The sequence below is a fragment of the Paenibacillus sp. USDA918EY genome, from assembly GCF_009870825.1.
GTDB lineage: Bacteria > Bacillota > Bacilli > Paenibacillales > Paenibacillaceae > Paenibacillus_AQ > Paenibacillus_AQ albilobatus.
Genome location: NZ_WTWY01000008.1, coordinates 143,830 through 164,629, shown reverse-complemented (window position 1 = coordinate 164,629; position 20,800 = coordinate 143,830). Strand labels below are relative to the sequence as shown.

Genomic DNA, 20,800 nt, shown 5'->3' with positions numbered 1-20,800 from the left:
GTGCATGCAAAAATATGTACAAAAAACCGCTGACATCCGATATACTGGATAATACCAAGCGATTAAGTTGGGTTTATTCGTTTTTACTTAGCGGAGGTGACTTTTGTGTCCAATTATCATCCACTCACGTTTGAAGAAGCGATCTCTTTCGCCCGCAGCATTCCGGGTCATTTTCCTGCAGACGCCAAGCTGGATTGCCAAGAAATCGGCGACGGGAATTTGAATCTGGTTTTCCATATTACGGACCAAAACGGCGGCAAAAGCATCATCATCAAACAAGCGCTGCCTTATGCGAAGGTTGTCGGCGAATCTTGGCCGCTGTCCCTGGACCGCGCCAGAATCGAGCGGGAAGCCCTTCAGCTGCAATACGGCCTCTGCCCTGGGCTTGCTCCGGAAGTGTATGCTTTCGATGATGAGCTTGCCGTTACCGTGATGGAGGATTTGAGCGATCATACGATTATGCGCAAAGGTCTCATTGAAGGCGCAGCCTATCCGCTTTTTGCAGGCCATATCGGCGAATTTCTGGCCAGAACGCTGTTTTTCACGTCCGATTTGGCCATGAACCCGCAGCATAAAAAGGAGCAGGTCAAAAAATTCATCAATCCCGATCTGTGCAAAATTACCGAGGATCTCATTTTCGAGGATCCTTACAAGCTGTCGGACAATAACAACTATCCGGAATATCTGGAGGACGAAGCCCAAGCCTTGCGGGAAGACGGGGCTCTTCATCTCGAGGTGGCGCTGCTGCGCGAAGCCTTCCTGACCCACACGGAAGCGCTCTTGCACGGCGATCTGCATACCGGCAGCATCTTCGCAACAGCGGAATCGACCAAGGTCATCGATCCGGAGTTCGCTTATTACGGGCCGATGGGCTTTGACGTCGGGGCCATCATCGCCAACCTTCTGCTGAACTACGCCTCCCGGCCGGGGTGGACGAAGGACGCGGATGAACGCCGGGAGACGGAGGAGAGGCTGCTTCGTATGGTGTCCGACGTCTGGACCGAATTCGAAACGCGCTTCCGCAAGCTGTGGAACGAAGAAGCCAAAGATCCGATGGCGGGTGCCCCGGGTTACCAGGATCTTTACGTAACCAAAGTCCTCCGGGATACGACAGGGTTCGCGGGCTGCAAAATGATCCGCCGCATCGTCGGCCTCTCCCACGTCGCGGACATCGACACCATCGAGGACGGGCGGATCCGCGAGGAAGCGCAGCGCAAAGCGCTGGCCATCGGCAAGCAGCTCGTGAAAAACCATCGCGGCGTGAACACCGGCGACGATATTCTACGGCTTGTGAAACAAGCGGTACAACCATTCGAAGGAGCGGTACGATGAACATTCAGGAATCGACGCAAAAATATGATCAACCGCTGACCTCGGTTCGATGGGAAGGGGACTCGCTGCAGCTGCTGGATCAGCGTCTTCTTCCCGAGACCATCGACATGAAAAACCTGACCACACCGGAAGAGGTATGGAAAGCGATCCATTCCATGGTGGTTCGCGGCGCGCCGGCGATCGGCATCGCGGCCGCGTACGGCGTCGTTCTCGGCGCCAAACAATACACGGGCGGGGACAAGCTTGAATGGCTTCAGCAGATCGAACAAGTATGCGCCTATCTGGCCACCTCCCGCCCGACGGCCGTCAACCTGTTCTGGGCGCTGGACCGGATGAAGAACAAGGCCTCCCGCCTTGCCGCATCAGAGGACGGCATATCGGGATTCTACGGCGCCCTCCTCGCCGAAGCCGCATCGATTCAGGCCGAAGACGAAGAAGTCTGCCGCCTGATCGGGGAGCATGCGCTGCCGCTCTTGTCCGACGGCATGGGCGTCCTGACGCACTGCAATGCGGGCGGGCTGGCTACGGCCAAATACGGCACGGCAACCGCGCCGATGTATCTCGCCCATGAAAAGGGCATGAAGCTGAAGGTTTACGCGGACGAGACGCGTCCCTTGCTTCAAGGCGCGCGCCTGACCGCATTCGAGCTGCAGCAGGCCGGCATTGACGTAACGCTGCTTTGCGATAATATGGCCGGCATGGTCATGTCCAAAGGATGGGTGCAGGCGGTGATCGTCGGCACGGACCGCGTTGCGGCCAACGGCGACGTCGCGAACAAAATCGGCACCTACAGCCTTGCCGTTCTGGCCAAAGCGCACAACATTCCGTTCTACGTCGCTTGTCCGCTGTCCACGATCGATCTGAACACCGCGTCGGGCGAGCTGATTCCGATCGAGGAAAGGCCGGAGCATGAAATTACGGAAGGTTTCGGCAAAAGAACGGCGCCTCAGGGCATCAAAGTGTACAATCCGGCATTTGACGTGACGCCAAACGAATGGGTCACCGCCATCATTACGGAAAAAGGCATCGTCCGCGCTCCTTATAAGGATAACCTGGCCGCCCTTTTCCGCTAAAATACCGATAAGCCATCGTTGCTATCAGAAAACGCCTCAATCATAACCACCCGTCCAACGGGTGGTTTGCTCTTGGGGTATAACCCCCTGTTGCCAAACTGCGCCTAAAGACGCTAGCCTAACAATAAATTGTTCAGGCTCAGTGTAATTTGTCTCTTTCACTTACCAGTTAAACTGGTTTACTTTTTCTTGCTACTATTTATGCTAAAAGGATCTTCATACTCCTTCACACTCAGTTTGTCCACTGCCTGGTCATGTGCTTCTTGTTCACGAATATATTTAGCGACGGTTGCCTCGTTTAAGCCTACTGTACTGACGTAGTATCCTTCCGCCCAAAATTTCCGATTCCCATATTTATACTTTAATTGCGCATGCTTCTCAAAGATCATTAGCGCACTTTTCCCCTTCAGATATCCCATGAAGGCTGATACTGAAATTTTGGGTGGTATCGCTACCAGCATGTGTACGTGATCTGGCATCATGTGACCTTCTATGATCTCTACTCCCTTGTATTTACATAAACGTTTGAAAATTTCGATTAAATCTTTCCTCACTTGATTATAGATCTCTTTCCGTCTATACTTCGGGGTGAATACAATGTGGTATTTGCACATCCACTTTGTGTGAGCTAAACTATAGTTCTTGTTTGCCATCTAAGACCATTCCTTTCAATTGAGCCTGAACATCTCAATTTTATCGGGATGGTCTTGTTGGTCAAACCCTCGATCCCTCCACCCGCATAGCGGGTGGTTTTTTGTTTCGCACGCTTCGCGAGCTCAACTGGCTAAAGCCTAAACAAAAAACCAGTCCCGAGCGGGGGCTGGTTTTCGATTTGCGGCTGTTCCGTCACTTGCTTCGCGAAAATCTATGACTATCGAACCACGCTACAGCATTTTAAGAAGCGCTTCATGTCCGGGCATGCCCGGAACGATACCAAGGGCGGCAGCTTCCGTTGTTACGGATTCGAGCGGCGACTCCAGCAATTCCTTGAGCGTCCGAACACCTACCGCCCTTCCGGCGATGATTTTGCGGTCTCCCAGGCGATCGTTCAAAAGCCCGACGTCAAGCGCCCCGCACATGATGTACCCGCGCGAGGTGCTGATCGTGAGCAGGGTGGTCTTGGGCAGCTTTACCTCAACTCCGACAAGGGTTTGCCCTCCGACCGAAATAGGCTCCATCGTCACCATAGGCTCACACCTCCCTTATAGGATAAATGCTCAGAATATGTGTATTCGTACATGGAGCTTCGCGTGTAGGCGTCCTTCACGTACTTAGGAATAAAGTTACGTCCGTATCCGACATTAGGACTATTCACGCTTACATGTTCGTGATATTATTTATACAGTTTGAGAGTTATTTTGCACATGGTATAGGCTGGGGGAATTATGGAGAATAAATCAAATCAAGAAGATTCAGGGTATTTGTTTAACGTCGATATCCTGGTGAAAAGCAGATCAAACGCGCTTGCGCTGCAGGCCATGATCGAAATGTTGAACGGATGCGAAAGCATCGCCGATTTCCGGATCAAATCCGGTATGGAGCTAGGGCAGCTGATCGAGTCTATGCTTCGGGAAAAACGGAAATCGCTCATTCATAAGTCAGAAGCACCGGCGGCGTCGCCTTTACCTGACGGCCACACTCAAAAAGCAAAGACTGGACAACCGGCGAAAAGCCCCAGCTCCCCCGCTGAGAAAAAAATGAGTTCCGCGGATTACAGCTCCCAGCTGTATGAATGGATTACGGAATGCATCCAAAATAACCGGCTGACCCGGTTGACGACGAGCCGCGGCGGACAACCGACGAGCATGCCTTGCCGCATCCTGAATTTTGATGAAACCAATCAGCTGTTGAACGTTTACCATGTCGACGAAAAGCAGGTCTATTCGTTTAAGCTTAGCGAGATCATCGAAGTTGTCTGAAACGTGCAAAGCCCTTGACCATCCGGCATACGGAAGGTGCAAGGGCTTTTTTTAGCGTTAGTCTTTTCTGCGCGTCGCCGCTTCGGCAATCAGGCATACCCATCCGGCAATGAACGCGACGCCGCCGATCGGCGTAATCGCCCCAAGCGGCTTGATGCCGGTAATCGCCAGCACATACAAGCTGCCCGAGAACAAAATGATGCCTGCGAACAAAAGCCATGCCGCCCAGGCCAGCTTGCGCGTGCAACCCCAAAATCCGGTGACGACAGCGATCAATAGAATGCCGAGCGCATGCGCCATATGATACTGAACCCCGGTTTCATACACTTTCATCGCGTCATCGCCGACGATCGGTTTCAGCATATGGGCTCCGAAAGCGCCGATCACCACGGAGAGCATTGCCATCACCGCGCCGATGACCATAAACTTGCGCTGCATGTCCGACCCCACTCCTTTTTTGCTTTTGGTAATGGAACAATCCTTCCCCATCTTACCCGATCCGGTACGGCTTTTCCACCGCAGCAACCCTCTTGAAGCCTTTTGCCGGCTTGATTTTTGCTTCGTAATATGGAAGAGTAAGAAGCATACATATCTATTTTTTAAGGAGAGAAAGAGTATGGAACCACACCGGCATCCGCCGCAGCATAAACGGCACTCCGGTCCCGGGATTGCTTCGTTTATCATCAGCCTCGTGTCCATGCTGGCTTATATCGTGAGCGTAGGCGCGATGGGGGCGATATTCGCAAAAGGCCTGGAAAGCGACAGCTCCTGGACCCAAAGCACCACGACGGGCGTCACCGTCATGACGATCATTCTGATCGGCCTGTTTGCCGCCAACATCATCGGCATCATTTTGGGCATCGTCGGAACGATCCTCCGGAACCGCAAAAAAATCTTTGCCGTGCTGGGGCTCTCTCTGAACGCCGTCATCATTTTCAGTTTTGGTCTGATGTTTGTCGTACTTATGCTAAGGGCAGGAAGGTGACGAAAATGCCAAAAGTTAAAATTTTTGCCGACAGCACTTGCGATTTGCCGCAGGAATGGATTCGGGATTACGGAATCGGCATAATTCCGCTGTACGTCACGTTTGGGGATACGACTTATAGGGACGGCGTGGATATTTCCGTGTCCGAGCTTTACGCGAAAGTGGACAAAACCGGCAGCTTGCCGAAAACGGCGGCACCTTCGCCGGCGGACTTCGTGCAGGCCTTTTCCCCCGACATCGAGGCAGGCAGAGACATCGTATATATCAGCTTATCTTCGGAATTATCCTCCACCTATCAAAACGCGCTCATCGCCGCGGAAGAATTTCCGGAAGGAAAGGTGACGGTCGTCGATTCCTTAAACCTGTCCACGGGCATCGGGCTCCAGGTGATGAAGGCGGTCAAAGCGGCCGAAGCAGGAAAAAGCGCGCGGGAAATCGCCGAGCTGGTCACAAGCGTCAGACCTCTCGTCGAAACCGAGTTCGTGATCGATTCATTGGATTATTTATATAAGGGCGGACGCTGCTCCGGCATGCAAAATCTCGTCGGCAGCCTGCTCAAAATCCGGCCGGTCATCAAGGTCATCGACGGAAAAATGACTCCGGCCTACAAAGTGCGGGGCAAAAGGGAAAAAGCATTGGAGCAAATGCTGAACAACGCCTTGGTCAACCGGGATCAAATGGACCCCGACCTGATTTTCGTTACCCATTCCATGGCCGATGAAGACGCACAGGAGCTGAAACGGATCCTTAAGGAGAAAACCGGCGCCAGCGAAGTCGCCGTCTCCGATGCCGGATGCGTTATTTCCTCGCATTGCGGGGCCAAAACGATCGGCATTTTATACGTGAAAAAACCATAAGGGAGATGTTCATGTCAAAAATCAAAATTTTCGCTGACAGCACAAGCGATCTGCCGGAGGCGTGGGTCCGCCGATACGACATCGGGATCGTCCCGCTGTACGTCGTTTTCGGCAACGAGCAGCTCCGCGACGGGGTGGACATTACCCCGGCCGAGCTCTATGAGAGAGTGTCCCGAAGCGGAAGCTTGCCGAAGACCGCCGCCCCGTCCCCTGCGGATTTTGTGGCCGCCTTCGAGCCGCATGTCAAACAGGGGGATTCGATCCTTTACCTCAGCTTATCCTCCGGTTTATCCGCCACCTATCAAAACGCTTTGATCGCGGCCGGCGAATTTCCGGAAGCTTCGATCCGCGTCGTGGATTCCTTGAACCTTTCCAGCGCCATCGGACTGCTTGTCATGAAAGCCGTGCATGCCGCCAGGGAAGGCAAAAGCCTGGACGAGATCGCGAACCTGCTCGAAGCCGTCCGGCCGGAGGTCGAATCCGAATTCGTGATCGATACGCTCGAATATTTGTATAAGGGCGGGCGCTGCTCCGGCGTGCAAAATTTGCTCGGCAGCCTGCTGAACATCCGTCCCGTGATCAAGGTCATTGACGGAAAAATGACCCCGGCCTACAAAGTGAGGGGCAAAAAGGAAAAAGCGACGAATCAGATGCTGCAAAACGCTTTGGAGAAAAGCGGCCTGATGGACAACGACCTCATTGTTGTCGTCCATTCATTTGCCGAAGAAGAAGCGATCCGTCTGCAGAAGGCGCTTCAGGAAAAAACAAACGCCCGCGAGGTGGCTCTTTCCACGGCGGGCTGCGTGATCTCAAGCCATTGCGGCCCGAAAACGATCGGCATCATGTACAGCAAAAAAATATAATGCCATCATCTCGATTATAATGAAACACCAAAAGGACAGCCTTGTTTCTGAACGAAATGGTCAAGGCTGTCCTTTTTATTTCCGCAAAAAGCCTCATCAGAAAAACAGGCCGCGTCCTGCGGAAATGGATTGCATCGAATATCCGGTCCGGTCATTACATCCCAAAATTGGTGCGCTATGATAAATATGATGCCTTATTTTTTCCCCGGGTCGATATCCTGCGGATTGAGGCCGGCCCAAATGTTAGGAATTTTCACGTCTTCCGGATGCTCGAACACGAGAAATGCCGTGGGCAAGTACCGTTCGCCGTATTCCGAAGAAGGCTTATTGACGATTTGGTTATCCTTCACGAGTACCGTCGATGAACCGCCGTCCAAGTTGGCCGCGATGACGGCTCCGTGCTCCAGCATGATTTGCTGAACGTCGTACAAATTGGCGCCGATGCTGTATGTCGGTTGGCGGCCGTCGATCACAACGAACAAAATGGCGCCGTCGGCCCGTTGGCCCATCGCCGTCCGCGGGGCAATGCCCCAGCCTTCGCGGGAATTCCGGATCAAACCTTTGCCGTTGACGATAATCCGCGGCTGAAAGGTGACGGCTTCCTTGATGCCCATATCGCTGAGTTCCTTCAAGGAATAATGGCCTGCAACCATTTTGCCGTTTTTGTCGATGCCCACGACCTGGGTGGACTTGCTGTTTCCAAGGCCGTTGTAATACAGCTTGCCCTGGGAAATGACGATTCCGATCGGCTTAAACCCGTTGCCTTTCCAGTTCGGATCCGCAAACCCGCCGGCGTTGACGCCTGCAATGGCCCCGGTCCGTTTCACCATGCTCGAGACTTTTTCGCCCTTCCCGCGGTTTTTCGGCACGCCAAGGCGTATTTTCGTCGGATCGTTTACCGTCATGACATAGCCGTGATATCCTTTGCCGGAAATCTCCTCGATTTCGACGAGCGGTTTTTTCTGATGGGAAGCCTCCGCCGATGTCTGCTCCGGAATCGGGAGATGAATCTGATGCATGTCCTTTTCCTCGCCCATCGCTTCGAAGCGCTTGTTGTATTCCGCGACCCTGCGGTCAAGCTCGGCCTGCCCGATAATATATTTGGCCAAATAACGGTGCTGCGTCGTAATGAGCGTATCCGCCATCAGAAAACGAACGTCGTTGCCGCTTGGCGTCAGGAACAACCAGCCGGCACCAAGAATCCCTATAATGAATACGGCCATGATGAAGCGGGAAAAAAACCATCCGAGACCTTTTTTTCTTTTTCTTCGTTTTTTATTTTTCATCGATTGCTGTCTTACGGTAGATCTTTTCGGAAGCGAAGTCTGGCTCATCGTCTACGATCCTCCATATTTCTTCAAGCTTTGAAAATAAGACGCATGTTTTCAATAAAAAGTTACATGAAACGCAAGAAAAAAGCCAATCCTTTTTCAGGATCGGCTTTAAAAAGATACTTTTTTTGTCAATCAATGCTATAAAACGGTCAGCTTCTCTGCGGCCGGCACCCGCTCCTTTAATCTGGGAACGTCTTCGTAATAGCCGAGGCTCAGTATGCTCACCGCTCTTTCGCCGGAGTGAATGTCCAACCATTCGCGAAACTGCGGGGAATCGCATACATCGTCGTCCTTGAGCCAAGTCATGCCGATCCCTTTCTCCCAACCGAGCAGGCTGAAATTTTGGATCATGCAGCAGGTTGTGGCAAAGTCATCTTCCCATCCCGTTTGATCCGGATGTTCCTGCATGACGACAATCAGATAAGACGGCACGCTCATCGCCATGTCGGCGAATTGTTCCTTGATCCTGGCTTTATTTCTGTCGTACCTGCCCAGCTCCGCGCCGACCTCAAGCATGATGCCGACCAGCCTGCTTTTGGCTTCCATGCTGTCCAGAAGGATGAAACGCCAAGGCTCGCTTAGGCCGCGATTCGGCTTGGCGGCGTAGACCGCATCGTTCAGCAGCTCCACGATCGCCTCGCGCGGTACCGAATCCTCCGAAAAACGAATCACCTGTCTTGCGTCTTTGATGATCTCGGAAATGTTCATTCTTGCCATCCATCTTCATTCCTTTATCGATTGTTTGCGGCCTAGCGGCCGGCGGCGACGCAGCGAAGGATGTCGCCCGGACTGATCTTTCCCGCCAGTACCCCGTTTTTTTCGACAAGCAGCGAACAGGCGCCCATTCTTCCGAGCAGGGCCGCAGCATCGTCGAGCTCCGAGTCGAATCGGACCACCGGAGCTTTGCGCGTGGCGACCTCCATGACGCTGCAGTCCAGCAAACGGTACAGCTTCCGGTCTATTTCCTCATCGTCGAACCAAACCGCATAAGGGAACAACACGCCGCACATCATCGCCGGCACGATGACCGGGTTAATTCTGCCGATCCGCTTCATAATCTCCCGGTCGCTGATCCAGCCGACGATTTCATTGCGGTCGTTGACGACCGGAAGCTCGCAAATTCGATAGAGGAGGAACCGTTCCAAAACGTCCCTGATTCGGTCGCTTTCCTTCACTTTCACGACATCCCGAACGATAATATCCGACACAACCATGCTAAAGACCCTCTTTTATCCGATGGACCCTTCCATTTCGAATTTGATCAAACGGTTCATTTCCACGGCGTATTCCATCGGCAGCTCCTTCGTAAACGGCTCGATGAAGCCCATGACGATCATCTGGGTCGCTTCCGCCTCGCTCAGGCCGCGGCTCATCAAATAAAACAGCTGGTCCTCGGAAACCTTGGATACGGTGGCCTCATGCTCAAGCGTAATGTTGTCGTTTTTGATTTCGTTGTACGGGATCGTATCGGAAGTCGATTCTTTGTCCAGAATCAGCGTATCGCATTTGACGTTCGATTTGGAGCCCTCGCTGTTGCGGCCGAACGAAGCCAGCCCCCGGTAGGTCACTTTACCGCCGTGTTTGCTGATCGATTTGGAAATGATGGTCGACGTGGTGTCCGGCGCAAGATGGTACATTTTCGCTCCGGCATCCTGATGCTGGTTTTTGCCCGCGACGGCGATCGACAGCACGGAACCTTTCGCGCCGCGGCCTTTCAGAAGCACCGACGGGTATTTCATCGTCAGCTTGGAGCCGATGTTGCCGTCCACCCATTCCATATTCGCGTTTTCTTCCGCCACCGCGCGTTTCGTCACCAGGTTGTAAATGTTCGGCGCCCAGTTTTGGATCGTCGTATACCGCGCCCGCGAATTTTTCCGGCAGATGATTTCCACCACGGCGCTGTGCAGGGAATTCGTGCTGTAGATCGGCGCGGTGCAGCCCTCCACGTAATGAACGAAGCTGTCTTCGTCCGCGATGATCAGCGTGCGTTCGAATTGTCCCATGTTTTCCGAGTTGATCCGGAAGTAAGCCTGCAGCGGCACCTCGCATTTCACGCCTTTCGGCACGTAAACGAAGCTGCCGCCGGACCAGACGGCGCTGTTCAGCGCGGCGAACTTGTTGTCGCTCGGAGGAACGACCGTCGCAAAATATTTCTTGAACAGCTCGGGGTGCTCACGCAGCGCGGTATCGGTATCCGTAAAAATGACGCCCTGCTCTTCCAGCTCCTTTTTCATGCTGTGATACACCACTTCGGATTCGTATTGCGCGGATACGCCCGCAAGGTATTTTTGCTCCGCTTCGGGAATCCCCAGCTTGTCGAAGGTTTCCTTGATCTCGGTAGGAACCTCTTCCCATGTTTTCCCTTGGCGCTCGGCCGGCTTCACGTAATAGTGGATATCGTCGAAGTCCAGGTCGTTCAGGTTCCCTCCCCACTGCGGCACGGGCATCGCCAAAAATTGCTCCAGCGCTTTCAAGCGGAAATCGCGCATCCACGCCGGTTCCCCCTTCATCTCCGAGATGGCGGCGACGACGTCGCGGCTCAGCCCTTTGGCCGTTTGAAAGACGGATTGGTGCGCGTCCTTGAAACCGTATTTATAATCATCCAATTCAGGCATTTGTTTAGCCATGATCCATTCCCTCCTTTGTTCAAGCCTGTCCAAGCTTGCGTTCCGCCAGCGCCTGCAGCCGTTCCCGCAAACGGTCGTTCGGAATTTCCGATATGACGGGAGCGAGGAATCCGTAGACGATCAGCCGCTCGGCTTCCGCCCGGGCAATGCCGCGGGACATCAAATAAAAGATCTGTTCCGGGTTCACCTGCCCGACGCTGGCGGCATGCCCTGCCTGCACGTCGTCTTCGTCGATCAGCAAAATCGGATTGGCGTCGCCGCGGGCCTTCGGACTCAGCATCAGCACTTTTTCGGTCTGCTGGCCGTTGGCGCCGCTCGCCCCTTTTTCGATTTTCGTGATGCCGTTAATGATCGCCGTCGCGTCTTCGCGCATCACGGCGCGGGTCACCATGTCGCTTGTGGAAAATTGCCCGATATGCACCGCGCGGGTGGTCAAATTCATGTGCTGTTCGCCCGCCCCGACGCAGATCACTTTGGCGTCCGAATCCGCGCCGTCCCCTTGAAGAATCGACGCGGTGTCCGCCATGGCGTTGCCGGCGTTCATCTCGCCGACGACCCAGCGGATGCGGCCGTCCGCTTCGACATGCGCGCGGCGGTAGGTCATGTCCGTCACTTGTTCGCCAAGGCCGCGCACGGATGCGACATGCACCTCGGCCCCGCGTTTGACGAATACTTCCATGATGCCGAATTGGTCATGTTTTGCGCTCACTTCGGATATGGCGTTTTCGACGAAGGTGACCGAGCTGTTTTCGTCCGCCACGATCAGCACATGCGGCATGAAGCAGGCTTTTTCGTCATCCAAACGGAACAGCGCTTGCAGCGGCTCTGCGACGCGGACGTTTTTCGGAACGTAAAGGAACGCCCCTCCGCTCCAAAGCGCGGCATGGATGGCCGTGACCCGGTTTTCGTCCGCCCGGACCGCCTGCATCAAATACGGCTTGACAAGCTCCGGATATTTCCGCACCGCCTGTTCGAGGCCGGTGAAGATAACGCCTTGTTCCCGAAGCGCCTCGCCGAGCCGCTGGAACTCGATCCCGGAGTTGCGCTGAACAAGCACGTTATCGGATTCGACCCATTCCGAGACCGCGCCTTCCAGATCCTTCAGGGAAGCACGTTGCTTCGGACGCGTGATTTCCCCGAACGTTCCCAAATTCCATCTTTCGATTTTTGTTTTTTCCAGCTTAGGCAGCGGCAGCTCTTCCGCAAGCCGAAAGCCTTGCTCCCGAAGCGCCGTCACCCATTCCGGCTCCTTTTCCGTGCGGAAGGCTTCAAGCACCCGATCCTTGTCCAAAGACATCGTGATCTCCGTATTCATGTTCAGATTCCCCCTGCATCTATCGGATTTTTGGACCCGTCGTGTTCATCGGCATTGAAAACTCGTCTTCGTCTTGCCCGACCGTCTCGTCTTCGATGCCGAGTTCCTCCTTGACCCATTCGTAGCCTTCCGCTTCCAGCCGCTGCGCCAGCTCGGGCCCGCCGGATTTGACGATTCTGCCCTGCATCATGATATGGACAAAATCGGGCGTAATATAGTCCAGAAGCCGCTGATAGTGCGTGATGATCAGGAAACCGCGGTCCGCGCCGCGCAGCGAATTGACGCCTTGGGCGACGATGCGAAGCGCATCGATGTCCAGACCCGAATCGATTTCGTCGAGAATCGCGATTTTCGGCTGGAGCATCATCATCTGCAAAATCTCGTTACGCTTTTTCTCCCCGCCGGAGAAACCTTCGTTCAAATAACGGTGCATAAACTCCGGATTCATTTCCAGCGTGTTCATGTTCGATTCCATCAGGCGGATGAACTTCATCAGGGAGATTTCATTTCCCTCCCCGCGCTGTGCGTTAATGGCGCTGCGCATAAAATCGGAGTTGGTCACGCCCGTAATTTCGCTTGGATACTGCATCGCGAGAAACAAGCCGGCCCGTCCGCGCTCATCGACGTCCATCTCGAGCAGATCCTCCCCGTTTATCGTCACCGAGCCGCCCAGCACCTCGTATTTGGGATGTCCCATCAGCGTCGAAGCAAGCGTGCTTTTCCCCGTACCGTTCGGTCCCATGACCGCATGGATTTCGCCGCCCCGCACTTCGAGGCTCAGCCCCTTCAAAATTTCCTTTCCCTCAACGGATGCCCGCAGTCGGTCAATTCGCAATGTCGTGTTCATTTTTACATCTCCTCCTGAATGGCGTTTTCCACTTCGCTTACGGCGTCTTCAAAAAAAGTTTTGATGAAATCGAGCTCGGCTCCGGAATAACGGCCAAGAAAACGGTCAATCCACTCTTCCCCGGCGCGGTGCATCTTATCATGCAGTTCGTAAAGCTTTCTGCCTTTCGGCGTCAGGTGAAAATAAATTTCTTTCTTGTTGTCGCGCATGCGCGCCCGCGCAATGAACCCGTGGTCGACAAGCTTGGCGCTGATCTTGGTAATGCTTGCCTTGGACAATTCCATATGTTCCGCAATCGCGGTATTGTTAATGGGCTCATGCTTGCCAATGCAGTCGACGACGTGGATGCTCGTGACGCTTTCCGGGCAATCCGTGATCCCGCACGCCCTGGCTTGTTCAGCCAAATTGGCATGTTCCTGGGTTTCGTATTGTTCCGTCAGATGAATGAACTTCCAATGCAGTCTGAAAATGGCCTTTTTTTGATCATCGGCATGCTCCACTTTCTCTACGGCTCCTTCCCTTGGCTAAATTCAACCCGTACCGTTTTCGGACCGTTTTCCAATTTCATCAAAATATTGTTTACTAGCTAACGATTCCAGTTTAGCATCATTGATAATGATTATCAATATCAATATTGAACCTGAATAAAAATAATCTTTTCCCTTTGTTAAAGCGGATATCATTGATATCATTCATTTCCTATTTACGATATTGATAATCATTATCATTATTTTCATTCATCTTATGCCTTCAACGCTGCTTAACCTCCAACAACGCTTCTTTGAGACTAATCATTTTCTTTAGTAACAATAAGCAACGGAAAAAGCCGCTAACGGCGCGAACTGCGCTATTAACGGCTTTCTTTGAGTCGGATATGCAATTCAAGGACGCTTGTCCCGCGCTCGTTACCAACGGCTATCCCCTCTTACCGCGAATAATCGCCGGGGAACGGTCTTGAGGAACGGCTGCGGCTGCGTTTGCGCCAGACCAGCTTATCAAAAAGTTTGTAGACGACAAGTGCCGACACGATTCCGATAATCGCGCCGCTGATGACATCCGTCGGGTAATGAACCCCGTTCCAAATCCGGGAAAACCCGATCAACACAGCAAGAATGAGCCAAAAGACCCCGTCCTTTTTGCGGCATAAAAATATCGAAAACGCGATGACGAAAGACCCTATGGAATGATCACTCGGGAACGACGCGTTCGCCGCGTGCTCGATCATTTGATGAACATGATGGGTAACGAAAGGACGGTCCCGGTAAAATAGATGGCTCAAAACAAACCCGATGCCAAACGCAAGACAGGCCGAAACCAGAGCCTGCACGACCATTCCCCGGTCCTTTCCTTTCCGTGTAAAACAGTATACGATCACAGCCAAATAGAACAAGTACTCTGCATCCTTGGATAAAAAACGCATGATCGCGTCAATGGCCGGGTGACTGCCGGCCGCATCGTTAATCCAGCTAAACAGCGAATAATCCCATGATAACAGCAAAAAATCTTCTCCTTCCTTCAGTCGGCGCCCTGCATTGCTGACTTTTCTGCCCAAAAGTTTTTGCACGTTGTCCAGTATAATCGATTCCTGCCGTTTTTTACAAATCCAGCGATTTTATTTTACATTGCTTCAACAAAACTATCCCGACTTAAGCGGCATTTTCTCTTCCCCATTGATCCAGGCCCCGCAGCTCAAAATGAAAAAAGGCATCCCCCGCCGGGGAATGCCTCTGATGGCTTCCGGATGATTCAGTAGTTTTTTACTTTCATCGCGTCCAGGCTTTTGAACTCGTAGCCCTGCTGCCGAGCCCCGTCGATGATTCTGCCCAACGCCTCGGTGTTGTCCCTCGAGATCGAATGGAGCAGAATGACCGCCCCCGGGTGCAATTGGGCCATCACATGCCTGTAGGCATGATCCGCGCCCCGCTGGTCGTTGACGTCCCAATCCTTGTATGCAACCGACCAAAATACGCTGACGTAACCTTCCTTGCGGCTTACGGCCAACGAACGGTCATTAAAAATCCCCCGCGGCGGGCGCACGAATTTCATCACCTGCTGCCCGGTTTCGGCCGCCACCGCCTGTTTTACTTTTGCAAGCTCTTGTTTCAACTGGCTATCCGAAATTTGCGTCATGTCGGGATGGGACCAGGAATGGTTGCCGATCAGATGCCCTTCCGCCGCCATGCGCTTGACCAGCTCGGGTTTATCCTCGACGTAATGGCCCGTAAGAAAGAAAATGGCCGGAACCTTTTTCTCCTTCAGCACATCCAAAATTTTGGGCGTAAACCCGTTTTCGTAGCCGTTGTCGAACGTCAAGTACAGCTCCTTGCGGGAGGTGTCCCCCAAAAAAATCGCTTCGTTTTTCTGCAATACTTCTTTAAAGCCTTCTTCGTTTATGGATGGAAGCTGGCCGTTTTTGCTTTTTTTGAATCCGAAATGGTAAGGACCGTCCGCCGACGCGGTTTGCTGAAAGCCGCAGCACAGCAGCAGCGCCGCAGCCAATACGATCGCTAAGCGCTTCATGTGGATATCACCTCTCCATCAAAAATGGTCTACATTCACAAACTAGTGGTAATATGCCACAATGAAGGCCAAGTTATGTGCGCTTCAGGCGATTTTTGGCACGTTTTCTCCCTTATTCATCCTTCCCGTTTGTTTCTTCGTCATGCTGCCCTTCGGAATGCCCTTGGTCCGATGCGGGTCCGTGATTCAGCAGCCGGCGCTTTTGGGCCGCCTCTTCCCGTTTCCGCCGCCCCGCTTTCCTGGCAATCAGCCAGACCAGAAATACGAGCGCCGCAATGATGAGCACGGGAAGCGAGCCGGATAGAATCACGATGATCCACTGCACAATCAACGAAATGACGTCGACGCTGCCTTGGAAAGCTTGGGAAACGCGGTGCCCGAGCGGTGTCTGAACGGCCGACGGTTTGGGGTCATCCGTTTTTTTAGGCGTCTCATACAGACGGATTTCCACGGTCGAATAGGCCACGTTCTGATCGATGTACCGCATCCGGCCTTTCATCTGCTCGATCTCCGACTGGATGCGCTCCAGCTCATTGGCAAAAGCGACGAGATCGGTTGTTTTGGTCGCTTTTTTCATGAAGTTGACGTACTGTTCCTCCATGAGCTGTTTGGCCTTGAGCCTGGACTCCAGATCGACGTATTCCTCGGTTACGTCCTGTCCTTCGATGCTGCGCTGAAGATTTTCATGCCGGATGTGCTCCAGCCGGGATAAAAAGGAGGCAAAGCCGCTCGCCGGAACCTTGACGATAAACGTGCCTCCTTTTTCGCTCACGGACTCGGTTTCGCTGAAATTGACGATATACCCGCCGGACAGCGTCACCATATTCCGGACTTCCGTCTGCGCCGCTCCGTAGTCTTTGATCTCCATGACGATATTCGCTTTGTACATCAGCTTTTTGTTCAGTCCGTCCGCCAGATCCTGCGACTGGATGCCCGCGGCTGAAGCCTGGATTTGCGACGATGCGTCCGGAAGCTTAGCATCCGCGGAAGCCGGTGCCTCTGCGCTGTTCTCGCTCTGGACCCCCATTTCGCTTTTGGCTTCCGTCGCCTTCCCCTCGTTTGACGCCGCCGCCCTGTCCGCCGAAGAAGCTTGCGTTTCGACCGACGCTGCATCTCCCGCGCTTTTGTCTTGCGCCCCCGACGAACAGCCGCTCGCCAATACCGCGAGAAGCAGCAGCGCCGCCAGCCATAACCCCCGCTTTTTCATGTCTAAATCCCCCCTGAAAGATGGATAAATCCCATTTCATCTACTAACGGTTCCATCATCTGGAAGGTTGCAGGCGGCACAAAAAAGCTCCCGGGAGTTTCCCGAAGAGCTTTTGCAATACAGCCGAAGGATTTTATCTGGCGGATACGCCGCCGTCGATGGCCAGTTCCGCGCCCGTAATAAAAGAAGATTCGTCGGAAGCGAGGAACAAGACGCCGGCCGCGATATTTTCCGCTTTCCCCAAACGGGCGAGCGGCGTATTGGACAAAAACCATTTCGTCATCTGGTCGTCGGCGAGCAGGTCTTTGGTCATCGGCGTTTCAATATAACCCGGGTGAATCGAGTTGCAGCGGATGTTGTCTTTGCCGTAATCGATCGCAATCGCCTTCGTCAACAAACGGACCGCGCCTTTGCTTGCCGTGTAAGGACCTGCGCCGTTGCTGCCGGTCAGGCCGGCGATCGAGGAAATGTTGATGATCGATCCGCCGCCGTTTTTCTGCATGACCGGAATGACATGTTTAATGCCGAAAAATCCGCCGGTCAAATTGATCGACATGACTTTGTCCCAGTCTTGTGCCGTCGTATCCACGAGCGATTTGGCCAAAGAGATGCCGGCGTTGTTTACCAGAACGTCGATTTTGCCCCATTTTTCCACCGTTTCGTCAATGATACGGATCCATTCTTCTTCGGACGTGACGTCATGACGGAAGCCGATCGCTTCGCCGCCGCTTTGGTTGATTTGATCCACGACTTCGTTAACCTTCTCTTCCTGAATATCGGTCACGACGACTTTTGCCCCTTCTTTGGCCAAAAGCAAGGCGTCCTCCCTGCCCATGCCGCCTGCAGCGCCGGTTACGATGGCTACTTTGCCGGATACTCTACCCATATCGCATTTCTCCTTCCACATATCGGACTGAACTAGCGTCAACTGTTCGTCCCAAAAATTCGTTCCAAGCTACTTTGAAATTAATCAAATGATATGATGGCTATCACTATGATATCGATTATATCACCATTCTGCTTGCAGCTCAATTGAAAGGGTTTTCAATTTTGTGAACATTTGTTTAGCCGTAAAAACAAAATAGACCAACGTAAAAAAAGCCGCCCACCCTCTTTGAAAAAAAGGATGGACGGTTTTTATACCTGTTAACGGAAGTCGCTTGCGCGTCCGGCGCAGCCGCAAAGCTGCATCTTTTCGATGGCCGCTTTTTTCAGCGCTTGCTTTGCCGGAATCATGTATTTACGCGGATCGTTTTCTTCCGGATTGGCGGCAAATACCTCTTTGATGGCGTCCGAGAACACGATGCGAAGCTCGGTCGCCACGTTCAATTTCGCCATGCCGAGGGATACGGCACGTTTGACCTGCTCTTCCGGAATGCCGGAGCCGCCGTGCAAAACGAGCGGTACGCTGACGACGTCGGCGATCCGCTTGATGCGGTCAAAGTCGATGTTCGGATCGCCTTTGTAAATGCCGTGCGCCGTTCCGATCGCCGGAGCCAGCGTATGAACGCCCGTACGCTCCACGAACTCGGCGCATTCCGCCGGATCGGCCAGCATGGCGTCGCGTTCGTCCACGACGATATCGTCTTCGACGCCGCCCACCTTGCCGAGCTCGGCTTCGACGTTGATGCCCACCGCATTGGCGGCTTCCACCACTTTTTGCGTAATCGCCACGTTTTCTTCAAAAGGCGAATGGGAGGCATCGATCATAACCGATGTGTAGCCCGCGCGGATGCAGCTCATGATGACGGCAAAATCGGAGCAATGGTCCAAATGGAGCGCGATCGGCACGCTGGCCCGGTTCGCGGCGACGGTAGCCGCGGCGGCGATGTAATCCGCGCCCAGATGCTTGACGGTGCCGACCGTGGATTGAAGGATTAACGGAGACTGGGCTTCTTCGGCCGCTTCGACGACGGCCTGCAGCATTTCAAGCGTATGCACGTTAAAAGCGCCGATTGCATATTTGTTTTTTCTGGCGGTCTGCAATAATGAAGTTGAAGAAACAAGTGCCATGTTCATATTCCCCTTTAGTTGTATGGATTTCGATACATGAATGGCTTTTGGTGAATGGTTAGCTTTTTTGGTCTGTCATACGGATGCCGCATGTCTTTGTTTTGCGTACATGGCGCTTCCGGTCACGCCCGCATCGTCGTTGTTTAATGCCGTGGCCACCCGAAGGCCTTCCCTGTAATCCGGCAAAATCCGGCTGTACAGCTCTTTTCGCAGCGGCTCAAGCAAACGGTCTCCCGCAAGCGCGCCCCCTCCGCCGACGATGATCAGCTCCGGGCTGTACAGCGGGACGGCATAGGACAAAGCGCGGCCAAGCAAGGTTCCCGCCTTTTCCATCACGCTCCGGGCGAGCGGGTCGCCCTGGTCATATGCCCGGGACAGATCCGCGGCCGCCAAATCCTCAAGCCGCTCTCCCGGATACCATTCCTGCAGAATGGACGCCTCTCCGCTTTGGATCCGCTTTTTCGCCTGGCGCACCATCCCCGATGCCGAGGCATAGGTTTCAAGACAGCCCTGCAAACCGCAAGGGCATGGGTCGGAAAGGCCTTCCATCACGATATGCCCAAGCTCGCCGGCCATGTTCCGATAGCCGTAATAAAGCCGGCCGTCGTTCACCATCGCCGAAGCGATGCCGGTGCCAACCGTCAGCCCGAGGACATCCTTGAAGCCTTTGCCGGCTCCGTACATCGCTTCGCCGAACACATAAGTACGGACGTCATTGTCGATGTACACCGGCAGGTTCAATCTGGCCTGCAGCCGCTGGGCAGCGGGAAGGTTCCGCCAGCCGAGGTTGCCGGCGAACCGGGCGATCCCTTCTTCCGGATCGACGAAGCCGGGCAAGCCGATCCCCGCCGCCGTGACCGAAACGGCGGCCCCCGATCGGCCGGCGAATCCGGCGGCCGCTTCTTCGATCATGGATGCGATTTTTTCCAGGATGGCGTCCGGACCTTTGGAAACCTCCGTCGCCCGTTTGATTTGATGCACGACCTCGCCGGAAGGCGTTACCAAACCGCACACGATATTGGTGCCGCCTACGTCCACGCCTGCATATATTTCCATCTTCACACCCGCCCTGCATGGTTCGTTATATTTTAAAAATTATTCCGCTTTTGCCACATAAACCCGGACTTGTTCGGCTTCCAGGCGCTTTCGCGTCTCCTCGCCGGGTTCTTCGTCCGTCATAATCCCGTGGAGGGCCGACATCGGCGCTACCTGAAACAAAGAGTTCCGGCCCGATTTGGTATGGTCGAACACCGCGATCGTCCGTTCCGTTCGCTTCATCATGATTTTGGCGGTGTTCGCCTCCAGCTCCGAGTAGGTGCTGACGCCCTGCTCCACGGAGAAGCCGTCGATGCCCATAAACATGATATGGATATTCAGCGCTTCGAGCGTCCGCTCGGCCAATGGCCCGCACAGCTCAAAGTTTTTGCTGCGCAGGATGCCGCCGGTAAGCACCACCTGGATGTCTTCGTTTGCGGCCAGATCCATCGCAATGTTGACGGCATTGGTGACGATCGTGATGTTCCGGCGGTTTTTCAAAGCCCGGGCGATGAGATAGGTCGTCGTGCCACCCGTCAAGCCGATGACGTCGCCTTCCTCGACCAGGGACGCCGCGAGCTGGGCAATGCGTTCTTTTTCCCGATAGAGCTTGTTTTGCTTCTCGTGAAATGGAATCTCCCTTCCGGCCATGAGTCCGGCAGCCTTTGCTCCTCCGCCCATCGTCCGGATGACCTTACCCGCCTTTTCCAAAGCCTCCAGGTCCCGTCTGGCCGTCGCCTCCGAGCAGTCGAATTGCCGGACGACTTCCTGAAGGGAAATCGAACCGTTCTCCAGGATGTATTCAAAAATTTGCTCCTGACGTTCTTCTTTCGATCCATTTCGTTCTCGCAAAACCATTACGCTCCTTTAAGT

The 20,800-nt window shown here is 53.7% G+C and carries 23 protein-coding genes; 6 read left to right on the top strand and 17 right to left on the bottom strand.

The window, feature by feature from the left end:
- Positions 1-105 precede the first annotated feature (105 nt).
- Both mtnK and mtnA read left to right on the top strand, forming a co-directional pair.
- Positions 106-1,332, top strand: a complete 1,227-nt coding sequence (gene mtnK / locus GQY55_RS17835; RefSeq protein WP_160043223.1) for an S-methyl-5-thioribose kinase — start codon at positions 106-108, stop codon at positions 1,330-1,332.
- The gene (mtnA, locus tag GQY55_RS17830; protein ID WP_160043222.1) at positions 1,329-2,405 is read left to right on the top strand and encodes an S-methyl-5-thioribose-1-phosphate isomerase; all 1,077 of its coding nucleotides are present in this window, start codon (positions 1,329-1,331) and stop codon (positions 2,403-2,405) included. The genes mtnK and mtnA overlap by 4 nt, the downstream gene beginning before the upstream one ends.
- Positions 2,406-2,584: 179 nt before the next feature.
- On the opposite strand, the gene tnpA is transcribed toward mtnA, so the two are convergent.
- Both tnpA and GQY55_RS17820 read right to left on the bottom strand, forming a co-directional pair.
- A complete protein-coding gene (tnpA, locus tag GQY55_RS17825) occupies positions 2,585-3,058 on the bottom strand; it encodes an IS200/IS605 family transposase (RefSeq protein WP_160043221.1) in 474 nt (157 codons plus the stop codon).
- A gap of 231 nt (positions 3,059-3,289) precedes the next feature.
- Positions 3,290-3,592 carry a YunC family protein gene (locus tag GQY55_RS17820; protein ID WP_160043220.1) on the bottom strand — a complete coding sequence of 101 codons (303 nt, stop codon included), beginning with the start codon at positions 3,590-3,592 and terminating at the stop codon, positions 3,290-3,292.
- A gap of 198 nt (positions 3,593-3,790) precedes the next feature.
- Between GQY55_RS17820 and GQY55_RS17815 the strand changes: the two genes are divergently transcribed.
- Complete coding sequence (locus GQY55_RS17815) at positions 3,791-4,324, top strand: hypothetical protein (protein WP_160043219.1); 534 nt, start codon at positions 3,791-3,793, stop codon at positions 4,322-4,324.
- Between the two features lie 57 nt (positions 4,325-4,381).
- Here GQY55_RS17815 and GQY55_RS17810 read toward each other — a convergent pair whose 3' ends face one another.
- Positions 4,382-4,762: a DUF423 domain-containing protein gene (locus GQY55_RS17810; RefSeq protein ID WP_160043218.1), complete on the bottom strand. Its 381-nt coding sequence runs from the start codon at positions 4,760-4,762 to the stop codon at positions 4,382-4,384.
- Between the two features lie 178 nt (positions 4,763-4,940).
- Between GQY55_RS17810 and GQY55_RS17805 the strand changes: the two genes are divergently transcribed.
- The 3 genes from GQY55_RS17805 to GQY55_RS17795 are packed head-to-tail and all read left to right on the top strand — an operon-like array spanning position 4,941 to position 7,029.
- The gene (locus GQY55_RS17805; protein WP_160043217.1) at positions 4,941-5,309 is read left to right on the top strand and encodes a hypothetical protein; all 369 of its coding nucleotides are present in this window, start codon (positions 4,941-4,943) and stop codon (positions 5,307-5,309) included.
- Positions 5,310-5,314: 5 nt separating this feature from the next.
- Positions 5,315-6,166 carry a DegV family protein gene (locus GQY55_RS17800; RefSeq protein ID WP_160043216.1) on the top strand — a complete coding sequence of 284 codons (852 nt, stop codon included), beginning with the start codon at positions 5,315-5,317 and terminating at the stop codon, positions 6,164-6,166.
- Positions 6,167-6,177: 11 nt separating this feature from the next.
- On the top strand, positions 6,178-7,029 hold the full coding sequence (locus GQY55_RS17795; RefSeq protein ID WP_160043215.1) for a DegV family protein: 852 nt from the start codon (positions 6,178-6,180) through the stop codon (positions 7,027-7,029).
- 194 nt (positions 7,030-7,223) lie between these two features.
- Here GQY55_RS17795 and GQY55_RS17790 read toward each other — a convergent pair whose 3' ends face one another.
- The 14 genes from GQY55_RS17790 to GQY55_RS17725 form a co-directional block, all read right to left on the bottom strand.
- Positions 7,224-8,363, bottom strand: a complete 1,140-nt coding sequence (locus GQY55_RS17790) for a phosphodiester glycosidase family protein (protein WP_160043214.1) — start codon at positions 8,361-8,363, stop codon at positions 7,224-7,226.
- 138 nt (positions 8,364-8,501) lie between these two features.
- Complete coding sequence (locus GQY55_RS17785; protein ID WP_160043213.1) at positions 8,502-9,080, bottom strand: nitroreductase family protein; 579 nt, start codon at positions 9,078-9,080, stop codon at positions 8,502-8,504.
- Positions 9,081-9,112: 32 nt separating this feature from the next.
- Complete coding sequence (locus tag GQY55_RS17780) at positions 9,113-9,577, bottom strand: CBS domain-containing protein (RefSeq protein ID WP_160043212.1); 465 nt, start codon at positions 9,575-9,577, stop codon at positions 9,113-9,115.
- 15 nt (positions 9,578-9,592) lie between these two features.
- A complete protein-coding gene (gene sufB / locus GQY55_RS17775) occupies positions 9,593-10,990 on the bottom strand; it encodes a Fe-S cluster assembly protein SufB (protein WP_160043211.1) in 1,398 nt (465 codons plus the stop codon).
- Between the two features lie 19 nt (positions 10,991-11,009).
- Positions 11,010-12,305, bottom strand: coding sequence for a Fe-S cluster assembly protein SufD (sufD, locus tag GQY55_RS17770; protein ID WP_160043210.1), 1,296 nt, complete (start codon positions 12,303-12,305; stop codon positions 11,010-11,012).
- A 19-nt stretch (positions 12,306-12,324) separates the two neighbouring features.
- Positions 12,325-13,152, bottom strand: coding sequence for a Fe-S cluster assembly ATPase SufC (sufC, locus tag GQY55_RS17765; protein WP_160043209.1), 828 nt, complete (start codon positions 13,150-13,152; stop codon positions 12,325-12,327).
- Between the two features lie 2 nt (positions 13,153-13,154).
- A complete protein-coding gene (locus GQY55_RS17760) occupies positions 13,155-13,652 on the bottom strand; it encodes a MarR family transcriptional regulator (protein WP_160043208.1) in 498 nt (165 codons plus the stop codon).
- 425 nt (positions 13,653-14,077) lie between these two features.
- Complete coding sequence (locus GQY55_RS17755) at positions 14,078-14,716, bottom strand: undecaprenyl-diphosphatase (RefSeq protein ID WP_236575689.1); 639 nt, start codon at positions 14,714-14,716, stop codon at positions 14,078-14,080.
- Positions 14,717-14,898: 182 nt separating this feature from the next.
- Positions 14,899-15,672, bottom strand: a complete 774-nt coding sequence (gene pdaA, locus GQY55_RS17750) for a delta-lactam-biosynthetic de-N-acetylase (RefSeq protein WP_160043206.1) — start codon at positions 15,670-15,672, stop codon at positions 14,899-14,901.
- A 112-nt stretch (positions 15,673-15,784) separates the two neighbouring features.
- Positions 15,785-16,879, bottom strand: coding sequence for a DUF4349 domain-containing protein (locus GQY55_RS17745; RefSeq protein ID WP_160043205.1), 1,095 nt, complete (start codon positions 16,877-16,879; stop codon positions 15,785-15,787).
- Between the two features lie 133 nt (positions 16,880-17,012).
- A complete protein-coding gene (locus GQY55_RS17740; RefSeq protein ID WP_160043204.1) occupies positions 17,013-17,765 on the bottom strand; it encodes an SDR family NAD(P)-dependent oxidoreductase in 753 nt (250 codons plus the stop codon).
- 260 nt (positions 17,766-18,025) lie between these two features.
- Positions 18,026-18,892, bottom strand: a complete 867-nt coding sequence (fba, locus tag GQY55_RS17735) for a class II fructose-1,6-bisphosphate aldolase (RefSeq protein ID WP_160043203.1) — start codon at positions 18,890-18,892, stop codon at positions 18,026-18,028.
- 75 nt (positions 18,893-18,967) lie between these two features.
- On the bottom strand, positions 18,968-19,948 hold the full coding sequence (locus GQY55_RS17730; protein ID WP_160043202.1) for an ROK family protein: 981 nt from the start codon (positions 19,946-19,948) through the stop codon (positions 18,968-18,970).
- Between the two features lie 39 nt (positions 19,949-19,987).
- Positions 19,988-20,785 carry a DeoR/GlpR family DNA-binding transcription regulator gene (locus GQY55_RS17725; RefSeq protein WP_160043201.1) on the bottom strand — a complete coding sequence of 266 codons (798 nt, stop codon included), beginning with the start codon at positions 20,783-20,785 and terminating at the stop codon, positions 19,988-19,990.
- Positions 20,786-20,800 lie beyond the last annotated feature (15 nt).